Below are 15,360 nucleotides of genomic sequence, written 5' to 3' on the forward strand. Positions count from 1 at the left end.
GAAGTTCTTGTCTCCCCCCCAAGCCGATGCCACCCCCAGGCCCGATCTGCCGTAGCTGCCCCAGCCGGCTGCGGGTGCGCATCAAGTCGGCCAAGGGGCCGCCCAGGCTGTCCGCCAAGGCCCGCTTGGCGAGCAGCGTGACGTGTCGATCCTGGTCATACAGCACATCGACCACGTTGACGAAGCGTTGCTGCGCGGCCAGCGAGCATTCGGACAGATCGTCGAGGCCGTCGATGATCCACTCATCGTACTGACTGGCCAGCGCGAGGTAATCGATCACCGCCGTCGCTTTTTCGCACAGGTCGTCGAAGCTCAGCAGGATGCGCCGGCCCTCGACCGCCAGCGCGCGCAACGGGCGTTTGTTGACCTCCAGCATGAGCGGCGCGACTGCCGGCAGGTTCAGCGCCTGACGCTGCGCCGCATCGCCGGGCCAGACGTAATGCCCTTGGGTGAACCGCTGTGCGTCGCGATTGGCTGGCAGGCTGCGAAAATCGGTGTCGCCGCCGACTTCGAGCACCTCCATGCGCGCGTTGATCAGGCGGATTACCGGCGCGAAGCGCTCGTGATACAGCGGGTTGGGCAGCAGACCTTCGGGCGCGTAGTTGGAGGTCACCAACAGGAAGATGCCGCGCTCAAACAGGGCGTCGAACAGGCGCTTGAGTAGCATGGCATCGCCTATGTCATGCACATGGAATTCATCGAAGCACAGCACTTGGCAATCGCCGAGCAAGGCATCGAGCGTTGCGCCCAGGGCATCGTCCAGCTGTCGGTGCAAGTGCATGCCTTGGTGCAGGCGAGCGAAAAAGTCATGAAAGTGCAAGCGGCGCTTGGCCTGCACTGGCAGCGCCTGAAAGAAACCATCGAGCAGCCAGCTCTTGCCGCGGCCCACCGGGCCATGGAGGTAAAGGCTGCGCGCCTGGCCTGCGTGCAGGTGCGCCAGTTGCGCAGCCATGCGTTGTATCACCCGGCGTTGGCTGTCGCTGAGCTGGTAGCCATGGCTGCGTGCTTTATCTTCAAACCAGTCGAGCAGTTCACAGGGTTCGGCTGCAGCACCGCGCAGGCGTTGACCAAGCTGGCGCAGAGGGGAGGGGATCCAGGCGGACACGCTTAGCTCCTTGAGCAGAAGACGGGGCAGCGTGCAGCTTGCCCCAGGTCGGGCATTTTGACCAATGGATAAAATACCGGGCATCGATCGGCTGCGTTGATACTTCCTGGGCTTGGCGCAGTCTGCCATAGACCCTCGATACAGGAGCAACGCCATGACCTCCGTTCACCCACTGCAGCGCTTCATCGATGCGCAGAATCCGGTTTATGACCACGTGCTGCAAGAGCTGCAGGCAGGTCGCAAGCGCAGCCACTGGATGTGGTACGTATTTCCGCAGCTCAAGGGCCTGGGGCACAGCGCCATGGCCGTACGCTATGGGCTGGAAGGGGCCGAAGAGGCCCGGGCCTATCTTGACCACCCCGTGCTGGGGCCGCGCTTGAGAACCTGCGTAGGCGCGTTGCTCGAGCACAGCGGCAAGACGGCGAAGCAGATCCTGGGTAGCCCGGACGATCTGAAATTGCGTTCTTGCCTGACCCTGTTCGGCCAGGTGGCGCCAGAAGATCCGCTGTTCCAGCTGGCGCTCATGCAGTTTTATGACGGTGAGCCGGATCGGCTCACCTGCGCCATTCTCGCGCGCTAGCTCAGGCCTTGCGCTCCAACTGGCTCTCGATCATGTACTTGACTGCCAGCCGACGCGCCTTGAGTTGACGCAGGTCCTCATCCTCGAAATTGCCCGCAGAGATGGATTCGGCCGCCAGGACCTGATTATCGATGTCTACGTATTCATCGAGCAGGCGGTCGAGGGTCTTGTCCTGTTGCCGGCGTTGTTGAACGATTTCCCGTGGGTATTGCAGGTCTTGGTACAGGTCGTGTGAGACGGGCATGGTGGCCTCCTTGGTCAGGACAATTTGCTTACCTGATTGGAAGGAAGGAAAGCCATTGTGTTGAAGCGAAGCGGTGGAAAAGCGACGGATGGTAGTTCCCAAGCCGCGGAAACCGGCGCTCTGATACTAACTTGCTGTTTTAAAGCATTTTTTTTGCAAAAGGGCTTCACAGGTCGGCGCTTTGTTGTTAAAGTGCCGCGCATTCCAAGACAACAACCCAGTTGTCACTCATTTGGAATTGTCAGAGCAGCATCAGCTGCATCCGATACAGGGGCGTCGCCAAGCGGTAAGGCAGCAGGTTTTGATCCTGCCATGCGTTGGTTCGAATCCAGCCGCCCCTGCCATTTTCCTCAAGATCATCTCGATTCAGTGCAGACTTGTCGGCGCTGAATTTTTCGTTTTCGTCTGCTGAAAAATCTTCAGCCGGGGCTGCATGGGCAAGCCGGGCAGGGCGTCGGCTCGCCCGTGCGTAGTAGCGCGCAGCAATCAACCTGCCGCGCGCAGCACCTCGCTCAATACCCTGGCCAGCTCGTCAGCCTGCACGGGTTTCTGCACCACCAGGCTGCCTGGCACATCCAGCCCTTCAAGTTCGGCGTAGCCGGTGAGAAACACGATCGGTAACTGCGGATGCCGCTCGCGCGCCGCCAAGGCCAGTTGGCCACCGTTGAATTCGGGCATGGCAAAGTCGGTCAGCAGCAGGTCGATGCCTGCATCGAGCAACGCCAGGGCCTGCTCACCGCTATGGGCCTGGCGCACTTGGTAGCCATATTGGCGCAGCACATCCCCGAGCATGTCGCGTACCAGGTGATCGTCGTCGACCAGCAGCACCGTGCGGTCACGGCCGCTATCACTGATGGCCTGCAGGGCCGGCGCTGCCACCGGGTCGACCGCCACCTCCTGCTTGACCGCTGGAAGGTAAACCGCCACCTGGGTGCCGTGCCCAGGCTCGGTGTCGATGCGCACGCCACCGCCGGACTGTTTGGCGAAGCCGAACACCTGAGCCAGGCCAAGGCCCGAGCCCTTGCCGATATCCTTGGTAGTGAAGAACGGCTCGAAGACCTTGGCCAGCACGTCGTCGCTCATACCGCAGCCGGTGTCGCGAATGCTCAGCATCACGTATTCACCGGGCTCTGGATCTTCCGGGCGCTGGGCGCGAGCCTTGATGCGCGTGTTGCGCGTCGACAGGGTCAGCTGCCCGCCGTCGGGCATGGCATCGCGGGCGTTGATCGCAAGATTGAGGATGATCATCTCGGTTTGGGTCGGGTCGGTCAGCGCCTGCCACAGGCTGTGATCCAGGTCCAGACGCACCGAGATGTTACCGCCCAAGGTACGGCTCAGCAGTTCCTCGAGGCCCGCCAGCGTGCGGTTGAGGTTCAGGGCCACCGGTTCCAGGCGCTGACGACGCGAGAAGGCCAACAGTTGGGAAGTGAGCTTGGCGCCGCGCTCGCCGGCCTCGCGAATGTGCGTCAGGCGGCTGCGGGCCTTGTCCAGGTCAGCCTTGCTCAGGTCGCGTTCAAGGAAGCTGGCGCCGGTGAGAATGACGGTGAGCAGGTTGTTGAAATCGTGAGCGACGCCTGCGGTGAGCTGACCCACGGCCTCGAGTCGCTGCATTTGTTGCAGCGCAGCCTCGATGCGCTCGCGTTCAGTGATCTGCTCGCGCAGCCGGCTGTTGGCCTCGGCCAGGCCCAGCGCTGTTTCCCGCTCGCTGGTGATGTCGCGGGCCACCACGTACAGCAGCGTGTCTTCCGGCACCACTACCCAGGATAGCCAGCGCAATTGACCACCGGCATGTTGAATGCGGCCGACGAAGCGAGCACTGGTGCGGCCGTGGGCCAAGGCCGCCAGTTCGGTGAGCAGGGCGTCCTGATCGGCCTCCGGCAGCAGGTGCAACAACGACGCCTGGCTCAGGCGCTCGCGGGAAAAACCCAGGCTCGCTTCCCAGGCCGGATTGAGGGCCACCGGGGTCAGGTCCTTGTTGAGCACCGCGAGCAAATCCTGGGAGAGTTCCCAGGCCCGATCGCGCTCGCGGGTGCGCCGCTCCACCCGTTCACCGAGCATCTCGTTGAGCTGACGCAGCGCCTGGGTGGCCTGACGCTGGGTATGTATGTCCTGCAGCACCCCGGAAAAGCGAATGCACCGACCTTCGACGAACTGCGACTGGCCGCTACTGAGCAGCCAGCGCGGCTCGCGACCATCTCCTTCGGCAGTGCGGAATTCGACGCGGTAGACGCCGTCGTTGTCCGAATGCATCGCATGGTCGACTGCTTCGCGTACCTTTTCGCGATCTTCGGGGTAGATACCTTGGTAGAACACCTGCAAGCTCATCTGAGTGTCGAGTGGCAGGCCGAACAAGGCCTTGCAACGGTCGTCCCAGACCAACAGGTCCTGCTCGGGGCGGTAGTCCCAAGTGCCCATGCCTGCGGCATCGATGGCGATGCGTGCGCGCGCCTCTACATCGGCCAGGGCTTCCTCGGCGCGGCGCCGACGCTGACGCTCCTGCACCTCGGTCAGCGCCCGGCGCACCGCCTTGGGCAGCAGCGGCAGGTTTTTCTTCAGCACATAATCGGTAGCGCCGAGGCGGATCATCTCCACCGCGTGCTCTTCGCCATAGATGCCGGAAAGGAAGATGAACGGCGTATCAGGCGCCAGGCGCTGCGCGATGGCCAGCACATCGGTACCTGATGAGCCTGGCAGCACGCAGTCGCACAGAATCAGGTCGAACGTCCCCTCGTGCAGGGCACGCTCGACCCCGGTATGGTCGAACACCAGATGAGACTGCACCTGCAGCCCGCTGCGCTCCAGGCGCATCAAGGTCAGCTCGGCGTCCATCGAGCTGTCTTCGACCATCAGCAGTTTCAGCGGTGTCGGCAACATTCTTCGCGCAGGCCTCAGTTACCGCCACGACGGGTGAGGCGCAGCGAGCCGGGTGGCGGTTCGTTGAGCACCGCCCAGAACACCCCCAGGTCGGAAATCGCGGCGACGAACTCCTTGAACTCCACCGGTTTGACCACATAGGCGTTGACCCCTAGCTCGTAAGCGCGCAGCAGATCGGGTTCTTCACGCGAGGAGGTGAGCATCACCGTCGGAATGCTGCGCAGCTCGGGTGTGGAGCGAACCGCCTTGAGCACTTCCAGCCCGTCCACTTTCGGCAACTTGAGGTCCAGCAGCAGCACCGCAGGATTGCCATCGTCGCGATCGACGTAAGCCTTGCGGCGCAGCAGGTAGTCCAGGGCATCGGCGCCGTCGCGCAGCACGATGACCTCATTGGCCAGCTGGCTGCGCTCCAGGGCCAGGAGCGTCAGCTCCAGGTCCCGGGGGTTGTCTTCGACCAGCAGGATTGGTTTGAGCATTTGTATACAGGTGCCTCAGGTAGTTGCTTGATAGCGAGGGAGGGTGAAGTGAAAGCTGGCGCCCTGGTCGACCTGACCTTCGGCCCAGACCCGGCCATCATGGCGCTCGATGATCCGTCGCACGCTGGCAAGGCCGATCCCTGTGCCTTCGAAATCCTCCATGCGGTGCAAACGCTGGAATACTCCGAACAGCTTGTTGGCATAGGCCATGTCGAAGCCTACGCCATTGTCGCGAATATAGACCTCGGTCTCGGTCGGATGTTGCCGCGCGCCAATGGTAATACGCGCAGGTTCCCGACCGCGGGTGTATTTGATGGCGTTGGAAATCAGGTTGTGCAAGGCCAGGTTGATGAACGCGGGGTCGGCGATCAGCTTGGGCAGCGGTTCGACCTCCCAGATGATTTCACGGCCTTGGTAGTCGGGCGCCAGTTCCTGGCGGATGGTATCGACCAGTGCATTGAGGTCGACGTCCGACAGGCGCAGTGCCGAGCGCCCCATCTGCGAGAAATTCAGCAGGTTATCCACCAGGCTACCGGCGAAATGTGCCGCTTCCTCAATATGTTTCAGGAAACGTTTGCCACGTTCGCTCATGCCCTGGCCTTCAATCTCGCCAAGCAGCTCGGTGTAGCCGGCGATATGCCGCAAAGGCGCACGCAGGTCGTGGGACACGCTGTAGGAAAATGCCTCGAGTTCCTTGTTCGAGCGGCGCAGTTCGTTGGCCAGTTGCGCCAGCTCTTCAGCCTTGCGCAGCACGATACCCAAGACCGCGGTGCGTAATTCGACAACGCCTTCGATGACCAGCGGATCCCAAGGTTCGCAGTACCCTGAAACCCGTTCTTGCCAACGCTCGAAGCTGTGCCGCGGATTGAGCGCGCCCAGCGGGCCGATCGCCTTGTCCGGACGGCCCGCCCAATCGACCGTGCGCAGCTGCTCGCGGCGGAACCACACCAGGTAGTGCGAATGGATCTGCGAGATGGCCACTGCCAGTACGCCCCCGACATGCGCGGCGAGCTCCGGCAGTTCAGTGATGTCACGACTGACGTTATCGGTATGGAACACCACCTCCTCACCGCGTCGGGCCAGCCAGTGCACCAGCGCCGTCACTTGCGCAGCGGGCGGGGTATGCCCGATCAGGTCGCAACGTTCAGCGGAAATCACCGCCGCGCCGCTGGCCCCGGCGAACGCCAGCAGCACTTCAGGCAAGTCGCAGAGGCCGTCGCTGACGCTGTCGTGGTCGGCCATGGAGGAGATCATGCGCACGATGTGCTGGCGCAGCTCGAGCAGTTGCCGCGTCTTGGCGTGCGACTCGCGCGCTTCGATCTGCAGCGACAGTACGCTGGCCAGCAGCTCGCAGGCGGTGCGGGTGCGAAATTCCACGGCACGCGGTTGCGCATGGTGGCAGGAAATCAAACCCCAGAGCTGGCCATCGACCACGATCGACAGCGACATCGAGGCCAAGGTGCCCATGTTGCGCATGTACTGCAGATGCACCGGCGACACGCTGCGCAGCGCCGCAAAGCTCATGTCCAGCGCCTTGCCGGTGCGTGGATTGAGTGCCGGCAGCAAGGGCGAAGGCTGGTAGCTGGCGTCTTCGATCACGCGGATGCGGCTGGTGCGGTACAGCTCGCGGGCCTGGCGCGGTATGTCGGAAGCCGGAAAGCACAAGCCCATGTAGCGCGGGTAGCCGTCATCAGCGGCCTCAGCCAGGACCTGACCGTTGCCCTCGGTGTCGAAGCGGTACGCTTTGACCCGACCAAAGCCAGTGATGCGCTTGACCTGCACCACGCATTCCTGCAACAGCGCTTCCAGGCTGTCGGCATTGTGCACGCTGCTGACGAAACCGCGCACCAGCGGATAGTAGTCGCCTTGATCGGGCAGGTCGGCACTCACGCGAAACGGCTCGAATTCGGCGATCAGCACGTGGTCATGGCGGTGAGTCAGCAAGCGCAGCGGCTCGCTCCAACGCGCGCCCTGGCGCAATTGAACGTCGCCAATATGGAAGGGGAACACCTCGTCAACAGGCAGCCGCTGAAGCTGACTGCGCAGGTCGAAGCTCTCGCTGACCATCTCGCCGAACGTGGCGCCTAGCAGCTCCTGCGCAGGCACCCCCAGCCAGCGCTCGACGTTTTCGCTGGCCTGGAGAATGCGCAAGTCCTGTTCATCGAGTACCAGAAGAAAGCCCTGAGGCTGGATGCTGCCGGGAACCTGGATAGGTTCCTGGGCACAGCGCTCCATGGCCGCGGCGAGCGCGTTGTCTGCAGTCATCGATGGAATGCTCCTGTGATCTTCTTCCATGCTTGACGCATGCGTAGGGCACCGAGAGATCGGTTGCTCTGCACACTAACAGAATATCGGCCGTTTTGCCGGCTTATGCATTGGAGGTGCAGCAGCTCCCCGGGTTCGCTTGCAGCAAGAATTTCCTCGCCGTTACTGCTTTGTCGTTAACGCCAAAGAACGGCGCGGCATCGCGCCCGTACGGGTGAGGGGCTGCTACCCTGAAAACACACAGTACGCCTACAAGGAATGTTCAGTGACGCAATGCTGGGTGGCCGCGCTGTTGGGCCTGACGTTGAGCGCCAAGGTCGTGGCGGCGGAATTTCTCGTGGAAGTGCGGGTGCTGGTGCAGCGTGGTTGCATGCTGGTCGACCAGCCCAGAGACGCCGGTGCACAGGACTTGGGTCGAATCGACCTGGGCAGCGCGGCGCGGCTGGACGGCAGCGCTGCTCCGCTCAGCGGCATGCTGGTCAATCAGCGGCCACCGCGCCTGGAGTGCAACCCTGATACCCCGTACCAAGTGCGGGTCGACGGCGGCTTGCATGGCGGCGTGGGTGAAGTGCGTTTTCTGGCCAGTGCCGACGTCAAGGCGCGGCCCATTCCCTATCGGCTGTTTCGCGATGCCGCCTGGCGCGAGCCGGTGAGGGTCGGTCAGGCACATGCCGCACGGGTGCCAGACAGCGGCTCGGTCGAGCTGCCGCTGTACGCGCGCATCGACAAACTGGCCTGGGTGCCGCGCGCCGGGCAATACGCCGACGTGCTCAAAGTCACCCTCACCTGGTAGCGCGCCGCCATGCACAAGGACGTCAGACCATGAACCGCACCTCGATCCTGCTGCTCAGCCTTGGCCCCTTGCTGGTGCCCAGCAGCACCGTGCACGGCAGCACCAGCGGCTTCATTCAAGCGCGCCTGGTCATCAGCGCGGCGTGCCAGATTGAAAGCGGCGACCAACCCCCGGCCACCTTGGGCAACCCTGGCTTGATGGATTTCGGCGAGCGCGGCCCGAACTGGGATACGCCGTTGCGCACCCGGGTCGACGAGGCCGGCGGTGAAGGCAGCCTGCAGATCAGCTGCACGCCTGAGGTCAGGGCGTTCAACGTGCGGATCAATGGTGGCCTCAATGGCGACGATGGCGTACGCCGGTTGAGTAACGGCCGGGTAATGATTCCCTACCAGCTGGCCGTCGATCCGGCGGGTAACAGCCGTTACGGCATTAGCCAGGCGCGCGCCTTCACCATCAACAGCACCGCGCAGATTCCCATCCCGATCTACGGCGTGGTGGTGGCGCAACCGCGTGCGCTGCCGGCCGGGCTGTACCGCGACACCCTGAGAGTGACCCTGGACTGGTAAATGACGCAAGGAGACTCCCGATGCGAACGACTTTCACCCGCTGCATGCTCGCCGGCCTCGGACTGGCCCTGACCACGCACGCCCAGGCCGCTACGGTGACCGGGACCATCACCTCGACCCTGACCCTGACGTCGGCCTGCCAGGTCAATGGCAGCGCCGGTACCTCGGGGCTCAATTTCGGGACCTTGAATTTCGGCACCCAGGAGGCGCTGTTCAGTACCGCCAACGCCCAGGTGCTGGGCGGCGGCGGTGGCGCCATGAGCATTCTCTGCTCGGCCGGAACAGTGCCCGCGATCCGCGTGCGAGCGGGTGCCCATGATGGTCAATCGACCGGTGGCACCCGGGCGCTGGCCGATGGTGCGGGCAATTTCGTGCCGTACGACTTCTATACCGACGCCGGACGCACCCAGCTGCTGGCCATCGACGGTACCATCACCTTGCCAACCAGCACGGGCGTGGCGCAGACCGTCAACCTGTACGGCCAGGCACGCGGCAAGGCGGGGCTGCCGGCCGGGGTGTACACCGACACGGTCGCGGTCGAGCTGACGTTCTGAGCCATGCGCAGCGCAGTGCGCAGCTGTCTGGTCAGTGCCGGCGTATTGTTCGTAGCGCCGCTGGACGCCGCGACCACCAGCACCTTTCAGGTCAGCGCGCAGGTCGTCGCCGGCTGCCTGGTGGTCGGGGCCGCGAGCCAATACGGCGTGCTCAATTACGGCACGCAGTCGGCGTTGTCCACCGGCATCCTCAGCACCGCTCTGGGAGGCTCCACAGTGACTTTCCAGTGCACCCCTGGGGTGGCCTTGAGCATGAGCCTGGACGGTGGCCAGAACAGCGCCAGCGGTACCCGTAATCTCAGGCGCAGCGGCGCTAGCCAGGTGCTCGCCTACCAGCTCTACCGGGATGCGGCCTACAGCCAGGCGCTGGGCATCGGCCAGAGCGTGGCAGTCAGCTACAGCGATGCAGCGACGATCAAGCTACCGGTGTACGGTCGCACTCAATTACCCGGCAACCTGCCGGCGGGCACTTACACCGACGTCGTGCAGGTCACGGTGACCTGGTAGGCGGCCTGGTGGCCAATCAACATCGAACCAAGGAGGGTGGCATGGCGGTACGGGCAACGTGGGCACACGCACTGATCGGGCTGTTGCTGTTGGCGAGCGTGCCGGCGCAGGCGGCCACTTCGGTGCTCATCTGGCCGATCGATCCGGTGCTCGAGGCCGATCAGAAAGCCGGCGCCCTGTGGCTGGAAAACCGCGGCACGGCGCCTGCCAGTCTGCAAGTCCGGGTATTCGCCTGGCGCCAGGGTGACTACCAGGAGCAGTACCAGGCGCAGCGCGAAATCATCGGCAGCCCGCCGGTGGCCACTATCGCGCCGGGCCAGAAGCAACTGATTCGCTTGACCCGCACTGGCAGCTCACCCGTGGGTCAGGAACAGGCCTACCGCATCATCATCGATGAGATTCCTTCGCCCGTGCCGGATGCCTCCGACAGCCAAGGCACGTCTGCGGCCATCCGCCTGCAGATGCGCTATTCGGTGCCGCTGTTCGTCTACGGTGAGGGCCTATGGGGCAAGGCTGACCCACAGGGGCGACGCAATGTCAACGGTATCGGCAAGCCGCAGCTGAGCTGGCGGCCCGTCACGGTGCAGGGCAAACCCTATGTTGAGATGCGTAACAGCGGCCCCGTGCATGCCCGCCTGACCGATGTAGTGGTGCAGCAAGGCGCCCAGGCCAAACCGCTGGCCGAGGGCTTGCTGGGGTATGTCTTGCCAGGTGCCAGCATGCGCTGGCCTGCGCCGATGGCGGCGAATCCTGGCAGTGTGCTCAAGGGCAGGGTGAACGGGCAGGAAGCGCCCGAGGCCATTCGCCAAGGGCAGTGAGCTCGGCGCTGAATGAACGGCAGGGGCCAAGGAGGACCCGGCAATGGTTGGAATCGGTGTGTGAGGTGGCTTGTGCGCGGCTGGCCGCGCTGGTGCGTCGGGTTGGGTGTGCTCGGCCCGTGGCTGGTGCTGGCCGACGATCTGCCGCCGCCGCCTGGCGAGAGCGCTGCAGTGGCCGAAGCCACGCTATACCTCGACCTAGTGGTGAACCAGATGCCCAAGGCTGAATTGGTGGCGGTACAGCAGCGCGCCGGGCGGCTCTACCTGGACAGCGAAGTGCTGCGCAGCGCTGGCGTGCAGCTGCCGGGCGCGCCGCAGGGCGAGGTCGCCCTGGACACGGTGGCGGGATTGCACAGCGATTACGACAGCCAGAACCAGCGCCTGTCGCTGCAAGTGCCGGCGGCCTGGTTGCCACAGCAGCAGGTCGGCGAACGCAGCCTGTACCCGGCCAGCGATGCGCGCAGCAGTTTCGGCGCGTTGTTCAATTATGACCTGTACCTCAATGATACTGACGATGGCGGTACCTACCTGGCCGCCTGGAACGAACTGCGTGTGTTCGACAGCTGGGGCACGCTTTCCAGCACCGGGCAATGGCGTCATGCCTTCGATGGCGCGCCGAGCAACGACAATCGCCAAGGCTTTCTGCGTTACGACACCACATGGCGCTTTACCGACGAGCAGCGCCTGCTGACCTACGAAGCCGGCGACTTGGTTACCGGTGCCTTGCCCTGGACCAGCTCGGTGCGCGTGGGCGGCCTGCAGCTATCGCGCGACTTCGGTGCACGCCCGGACCTGGTCACCTACCCATTGCCCGCCTTTGCCGGCGAAGCGGCGGTGCCGACCTCGCTCGACCTGTTCATCAACGGCTACAAGTCGAGCACCACTGCGTTGCAGCCAGGCCCCTATACCTTGACCAACGTGCCGTTCATCAACGGTGCCGGCGAGGCGGTGGTGGTGACCACCGATGCCCTGGGCCGGCAGGTGTCCACGACATTGCCGTTCTATGTCACCAGCAGCTTGCTGCAGCAGGGCCTGACGGACTTTTCGGTGGCAGCCGGGAGCCTGCGCCGCAACTATGCCGTTGAGGATTTTGGCTACGGAGCAGGTGTGGCATCGGCCAGCTTGCGTCACGGCGTCAGCGATAGCTTCACCCTGGAAAGCCACCTTGAAACCGCCCAATCGCTGGTACTCGGTGGCCTGGGCGGCAACATGCGCCTAGGCACCTTCGGTGTAGTGAACGCTGCGCTCGCCCAGAGCCGCTTCGCGGGTGAGCAGGGCCAGCAGATCGCACTGGGTTATCAGTACAACAGCCAACGCATCGGTTTGAGCTATCAGCGCCTGCAACGCCATGGCCAATATGCCGACTTGAGCCGCGTCGACCGCCCTGAGATGCAGCTGAGCCGGCGCAGCGAACAGGCGACCTTGAGCCTGAACCTTGAGCGGTACGGCAGCCTGGGCGCCGGTTACTTCGACGTGCGCGCCGCTGATGGCACCCGCACCCGGCTGCTCAACCTAAGCTGGAGCAAACCGCTCTGGGGCAACAGCAGTGTCTATCTGTCCGCCAACCGCGAGATCGGCGACAGCCAGTGGGCGGTGCAGGCGCAGCTGGTGATGCCGTTCGATTTCGGCGGCACCCTGGCGGTGAGCATGGAGCGCGGCAAGGACGGCGAGGACCTGCAGCGGGTCAACTACAGCCGCGCGGTGCCTGCCGCTGGCGGGGTTGGCTACAACCTGGGTTACGCCAGCGGCGGCGACCGCGACGCCTATCGCCAGGCCGATGTCACCTGGCGCCTGCAATCGGTGCAGCTGCAAGCCGGCGTGTACGGCAGCAGCGGTCAGATGACCCGCTGGGCCGACGCCAGCGGCTCGCTGGTCTGGATGGATGCCGGGGTGTTCGCGGCCAATCGCATAGACGACGCCTTCGTGGTCGTCAGCACCAGCGGCTACGCCGATGTGCCGGTGCGCTACGAGAACCAGGAGATTGGCCGCACCAATCGTGACGGTCACCTGCTGGTGCCATACAGCAGCGGCTACTACCGCGGCAAATATGAGATCGATCCGATGGACTTGCCGCCCGACGTGCTCGCCGATCAGGTCGAACAGCGCCTGGCGGTGCGCCGCGGCAGCGGCTACTTGTTGGAATTCCCCTTGAAGCGGGTGCTGGCGGCGAGCATCGAGCTGGTCGATGGCAATCGGCAACCGCTCAAGCTGGGCAGCAGCGTCGTGCATCAGCCTGGCGGCGGCCAGGCGGTGGTCGGCTGGGACGGCCTGGTGTATCTGGAAAACCTGGCGCCGCACAACCGCCTGCAGGTGACGCTGCCCGAAGGCGGGCAGTGCCAGGTGGCATTCGACCTGCCCGAAACGCATGGCTCGATCCCCTTGATCGGCCCCTTGGAGTGCCGATGAGGAGGTTGCTGTGTGGCCTGTTACTGATGCCGGCAGGCTCGGCTTGGGCGTTGTGCGCATCGGTGGCGACTGCTCCTGCGGCATTCGGGACGCTCAATTCGACCCAGGTCCGCACCGCCGTGCAGAGCGCTTCGAGCATCAATTCCGGGCTGCAGTGCACCGGCTCGTTGCTTAGTCTGTTGACCGCCAACGACCGCTTCCTGGCCACCATCACCGCGACCACCAGCGGCCTGGTCGGGCCGACGGGCGATGTGATCCCTTACACCTTGTACGCCGATAACAGCACCAGTTATCCGATTACCCGCGGGGTCGCCTTCGACTTCGCTCGCACCGGCATTCTCGACTTGCTGGGGTTGTTGAATGGCACCTCGCCCAAGGCGGTGCCGCTGTACCTGAGAACGCAGATCGGCAGCAATGTTGCGGCAGGTGTCTATCAGGAAACCTTGACCGTGGCCTGGAGCTGGAACTACTGCTCAGGCGTAGGGCTGGGCAACATCTGCCTGGGACGCGACATTGGCTCGGGGAGCCAGACGATGCTGGTAACGCTCACTGTCAGCAATGACTGTCAGATCACTACGCCCAACATCAGTTTCGGCAGCGCTCCGGTGGTTGCCGGGTTCGCTGCGGTCAGCCAGAGCCTGAGCCTGTCATGCACCAAAGGCAGCAGTTACACCGTGGGGCTGAGCGATGGCGAGAACGTCGCAGGCGGACGACGGCGCATGAGATCGGCGGCGGGCAACTTCCTCGCCTACGACATTTTCAAAGGCGCCGGCAGCGTGCGCTGGGGTGCGCTGAACACGGCGCGGCGCTCCAGCAGCGATGCCGATGTCAACCCGGGGGCGGGCACCGGCACCGGCAGCCAAGTGTTCAACTATAACGCCAGGGTCTACACCGACCAGGCGACGCCACCGGCAGCCAGCTACCTCGACAATGTGGTGCTGGATGTGCAGTTCTGAAAGCCAGTGCCGAACCTAAAGGCCCGGCAGCCGTGATTCAGCGCAGATCGTCGACCATTGCCGCCAGGGTCTCCAGCACCGCGCCGGCCAGTGCCTTGGAGCGTGCTCCCGACCATCCTGTATGTGGGTTCGGGGCGTCATCGTGGTCTTTGAACGGCATCTCCAGGGTCAATGACAGGCAGTCATAGGCCATCCCCACCGCGTTACAGGCCAGCGTGGTATTGGCCTGGCCTGGCTCATCGCGGGTATAGCCATGCACGGTCTGGAAGTCACGCGTGTGCGTGCACAGCGTGGTGCGGAACTGTTCTTCCAGCTTGGCCAGCCGCGGTGTGTAGCCTGGGTTGCCTTCGCACGCCGCAGTGAATACGTGGGGGATCTCTTCATCGCCATGCACGTCGATGAAAGCATCCACGCCATACTGCTTCATCTGCGCCTGGGCGAAGAACACCTCTGGGCTGAATTCGATGCTGGCATCCTGCCAAGCGCGATTCAGGTCCTTGCCCTGGAAGTTAGTGCGCAGGTGCCCGAGGAACGCGCCGTCAGGGTTCATGTTGGGAATCAGGTATAGATCCGCTTTGCTCAGCAACTGCTGCACGGTCGCGTCCAGCGCTTGCAGGCGATCGATCAGCCCTTCGATGAACCACTCGGCCATGTGCTCACCGGGGTGTTGCTGCGCGATCAGCCACAGCTTGCGCTTGCCCACTGCGCCGTCCCCCGCGCGCAGCAGTGGGATGTCCCGGCCTTGCACACTGCGCCCATGGGCCAGCAACACCACGCCGGGAATTTGCTGCGCGCGTTCGATCAGCTGATTGTGGCGGGCGCGTGGATAGGGCTCGAAATAGGCGAACCAGACTTGCTCCTGCTCGGCCGCGAGGGCGAACGACAGGGCCTTGCCGTCGAATTCGCTGGGCACCCGGAACCAGCGCTGCTGATCGTACGAGGCTACCGCGTGGTAACCGCTCCAGGCCTGCTTGTAGGACGACTCGCCGGCGTTGACCAGGCTGAAGCGGTGCACTTGACCCGGCGTCAACCCGCTGGCTTTGAAGTGGAACCACTGGTAGTGCCCGCTGTGCGTGTCTGGACGGATGGCCAGCTGGACCTGGGCGGGGTTGCTGGCATCCAATACCTGAATGTTTCCGGAATCGAAGTCGCAGTCGATATGCAGGGGGGACAGCGTCACGGTCATTGCCAGGCTCCTCAGGCGTTACTGTGAAGG

14 protein-coding genes and 1 tRNA gene are annotated in these 15,360 nt (G+C 63.9%); 9 read left to right on the top strand and 6 right to left on the bottom strand.

What is annotated here, in order from left to right; translation table 11 throughout:
- On the bottom strand, positions 1-1,105 hold a 1,105-nt coding region (gene zapE, locus ACLEJW_RS08325; RefSeq protein ID WP_440777334.1), incomplete at its 3' end, for a cell division protein ZapE.
- Between the two features lie 154 nt (positions 1,106-1,259).
- On the opposite strand from zapE, the gene ACLEJW_RS08330 reads away from it, so the two are divergent.
- Complete coding sequence (locus tag ACLEJW_RS08330; RefSeq protein WP_440777335.1) at positions 1,260-1,685, top strand: DUF1810 domain-containing protein; 426 nt, start codon at positions 1,260-1,262, stop codon at positions 1,683-1,685.
- A gap of 1 nt (position 1,686) precedes the next feature.
- On the opposite strand, the gene ACLEJW_RS08335 is transcribed toward ACLEJW_RS08330, so the two are convergent.
- Positions 1,687-1,929, bottom strand: a complete 243-nt coding sequence (locus tag ACLEJW_RS08335; protein ID WP_145182140.1) for a DUF465 domain-containing protein — start codon at positions 1,927-1,929, stop codon at positions 1,687-1,689.
- A 269-nt stretch (positions 1,930-2,198) separates the two neighbouring features.
- Between ACLEJW_RS08335 and ACLEJW_RS08340 the strand changes: the two genes are divergently transcribed.
- A tRNA-Gln gene (locus ACLEJW_RS08340) sits at positions 2,199-2,273 on the top strand.
- 142 nt (positions 2,274-2,415) lie between these two features.
- Here the strand turns inward: ACLEJW_RS08340 and ACLEJW_RS08345 are convergent.
- Genes ACLEJW_RS08345 through ACLEJW_RS08355 form a run of 3 tightly spaced genes read right to left on the bottom strand, consistent with a single transcriptional unit; the run spans position 2,416 to position 7,544 of the window.
- Entirely contained in the window at positions 2,416-4,803 is a 2,388-nt protein-coding gene (locus ACLEJW_RS08345) for a response regulator (protein ID WP_440777336.1), read from the bottom strand.
- 14 nt (positions 4,804-4,817) lie between these two features.
- Positions 4,818-5,279 (bottom strand): response regulator, encoded by a 462-nt coding sequence (locus tag ACLEJW_RS08350; RefSeq protein ID WP_145182146.1) that lies wholly within the window; start codon positions 5,277-5,279, stop codon positions 4,818-4,820.
- Between the two features lie 15 nt (positions 5,280-5,294).
- Positions 5,295-7,544 carry an ATP-binding protein gene (locus ACLEJW_RS08355; RefSeq protein ID WP_440777337.1) on the bottom strand — a complete coding sequence of 750 codons (2,250 nt, stop codon included), beginning with the start codon at positions 7,542-7,544 and terminating at the stop codon, positions 5,295-5,297.
- Positions 7,545-7,809: 265 nt separating this feature from the next.
- Between ACLEJW_RS08355 and ACLEJW_RS08360 the strand changes: the two genes are divergently transcribed.
- The 7 genes from ACLEJW_RS08360 to ACLEJW_RS08390 are packed head-to-tail and all read left to right on the top strand — an operon-like array spanning position 7,810 to position 14,144.
- A complete protein-coding gene (locus ACLEJW_RS08360; protein WP_440777338.1) occupies positions 7,810-8,337 on the top strand; it encodes a Csu type fimbrial protein in 528 nt (175 codons plus the stop codon).
- 29 nt (positions 8,338-8,366) lie between these two features.
- Positions 8,367-8,903, top strand: coding sequence for a Csu type fimbrial protein (locus ACLEJW_RS08365; protein ID WP_440777339.1), 537 nt, complete (start codon positions 8,367-8,369; stop codon positions 8,901-8,903).
- Between the two features lie 20 nt (positions 8,904-8,923).
- Positions 8,924-9,457 (top strand): Csu type fimbrial protein, encoded by a 534-nt coding sequence (locus ACLEJW_RS08370; RefSeq protein WP_145182157.1) that lies wholly within the window; start codon positions 8,924-8,926, stop codon positions 9,455-9,457.
- A gap of 3 nt (positions 9,458-9,460) precedes the next feature.
- Positions 9,461-9,964, top strand: coding sequence for a Csu type fimbrial protein (locus ACLEJW_RS08375; RefSeq protein WP_145182160.1), 504 nt, complete (start codon positions 9,461-9,463; stop codon positions 9,962-9,964).
- 41 nt (positions 9,965-10,005) lie between these two features.
- Positions 10,006-10,782 (top strand): fimbrial biogenesis chaperone, encoded by a 777-nt coding sequence (locus ACLEJW_RS08380; RefSeq protein WP_440777340.1) that lies wholly within the window; start codon positions 10,006-10,008, stop codon positions 10,780-10,782.
- A 12-nt stretch (positions 10,783-10,794) separates the two neighbouring features.
- Complete coding sequence (locus ACLEJW_RS08385; protein WP_440777341.1) at positions 10,795-13,188, top strand: fimbria/pilus outer membrane usher protein; 2,394 nt, start codon at positions 10,795-10,797, stop codon at positions 13,186-13,188.
- Positions 13,185-14,144: a Csu type fimbrial protein gene (locus tag ACLEJW_RS08390; protein ID WP_440777342.1), complete on the top strand. Its 960-nt coding sequence runs from the start codon at positions 13,185-13,187 to the stop codon at positions 14,142-14,144. Before ACLEJW_RS08385 ends, ACLEJW_RS08390 begins: the two co-directional genes overlap by 4 nt.
- A 37-nt stretch (positions 14,145-14,181) precedes the next feature.
- Here the strand turns inward: ACLEJW_RS08390 and ACLEJW_RS08395 are convergent, their stop codons facing one another.
- A complete protein-coding gene (locus ACLEJW_RS08395; protein WP_440777343.1) occupies positions 14,182-15,330 on the bottom strand; it encodes a M14 family metallopeptidase in 1,149 nt (382 codons plus the stop codon).
- Between the last annotated feature and the right edge of the window lie 30 nt (positions 15,331-15,360).

The organism is Pseudomonas sp. SMSB3, assembly GCF_052041965.1.
In the GTDB taxonomy this organism is placed as follows: domain Bacteria; phylum Pseudomonadota; class Gammaproteobacteria; order Pseudomonadales; family Pseudomonadaceae; genus Aquipseudomonas.

Coding starts and splice junctions, on each gene's coding strand:
- ACLEJW_RS08390 (WP_440777342.1), top strand. CDS start 13,185: ATGAGGAGGTTGCTGTGTGGCCTGTTACTGATGCCGGCAGGCTCGGCT.
- ACLEJW_RS08395 (WP_440777343.1), bottom strand. CDS start 15,330: ATGACCGTGACGCTGTCCCCCCTGCATATCGACTGCGACTTCGATTCC.
- ACLEJW_RS08380 (WP_440777340.1), top strand. CDS start 10,006: ATGGCGGTACGGGCAACGTGGGCACACGCACTGATCGGGCTGTTGCTG.
- ACLEJW_RS08355 (WP_440777337.1), bottom strand. CDS start 7,544: ATGACTGCAGACAACGCGCTCGCCGCGGCCATGGAGCGCTGTGCCCAG.
- ACLEJW_RS08350 (WP_145182146.1), bottom strand. CDS start 5,279: ATGCTCAAACCAATCCTGCTGGTCGAAGACAACCCCCGGGACCTGGAG.
- ACLEJW_RS08345 (WP_440777336.1), bottom strand. CDS start 4,803: ATGTTGCCGACACCGCTGAAACTGCTGATGGTCGAAGACAGCTCGATG.
- ACLEJW_RS08330 (WP_440777335.1), top strand. CDS start 1,260: ATGACCTCCGTTCACCCACTGCAGCGCTTCATCGATGCGCAGAATCCG.
- ACLEJW_RS08385 (WP_440777341.1), top strand. CDS start 10,795: ATGAACGGCAGGGGCCAAGGAGGACCCGGCAATGGTTGGAATCGGTGT.
- ACLEJW_RS08375 (WP_145182160.1), top strand. CDS start 9,461: ATGCGCAGCGCAGTGCGCAGCTGTCTGGTCAGTGCCGGCGTATTGTTC.
- ACLEJW_RS08335 (WP_145182140.1), bottom strand. CDS start 1,929: ATGCCCGTCTCACACGACCTGTACCAAGACCTGCAATACCCACGGGAA.
- ACLEJW_RS08370 (WP_145182157.1), top strand. CDS start 8,924: ATGCGAACGACTTTCACCCGCTGCATGCTCGCCGGCCTCGGACTGGCC.
- ACLEJW_RS08365 (WP_440777339.1), top strand. CDS start 8,367: ATGAACCGCACCTCGATCCTGCTGCTCAGCCTTGGCCCCTTGCTGGTG.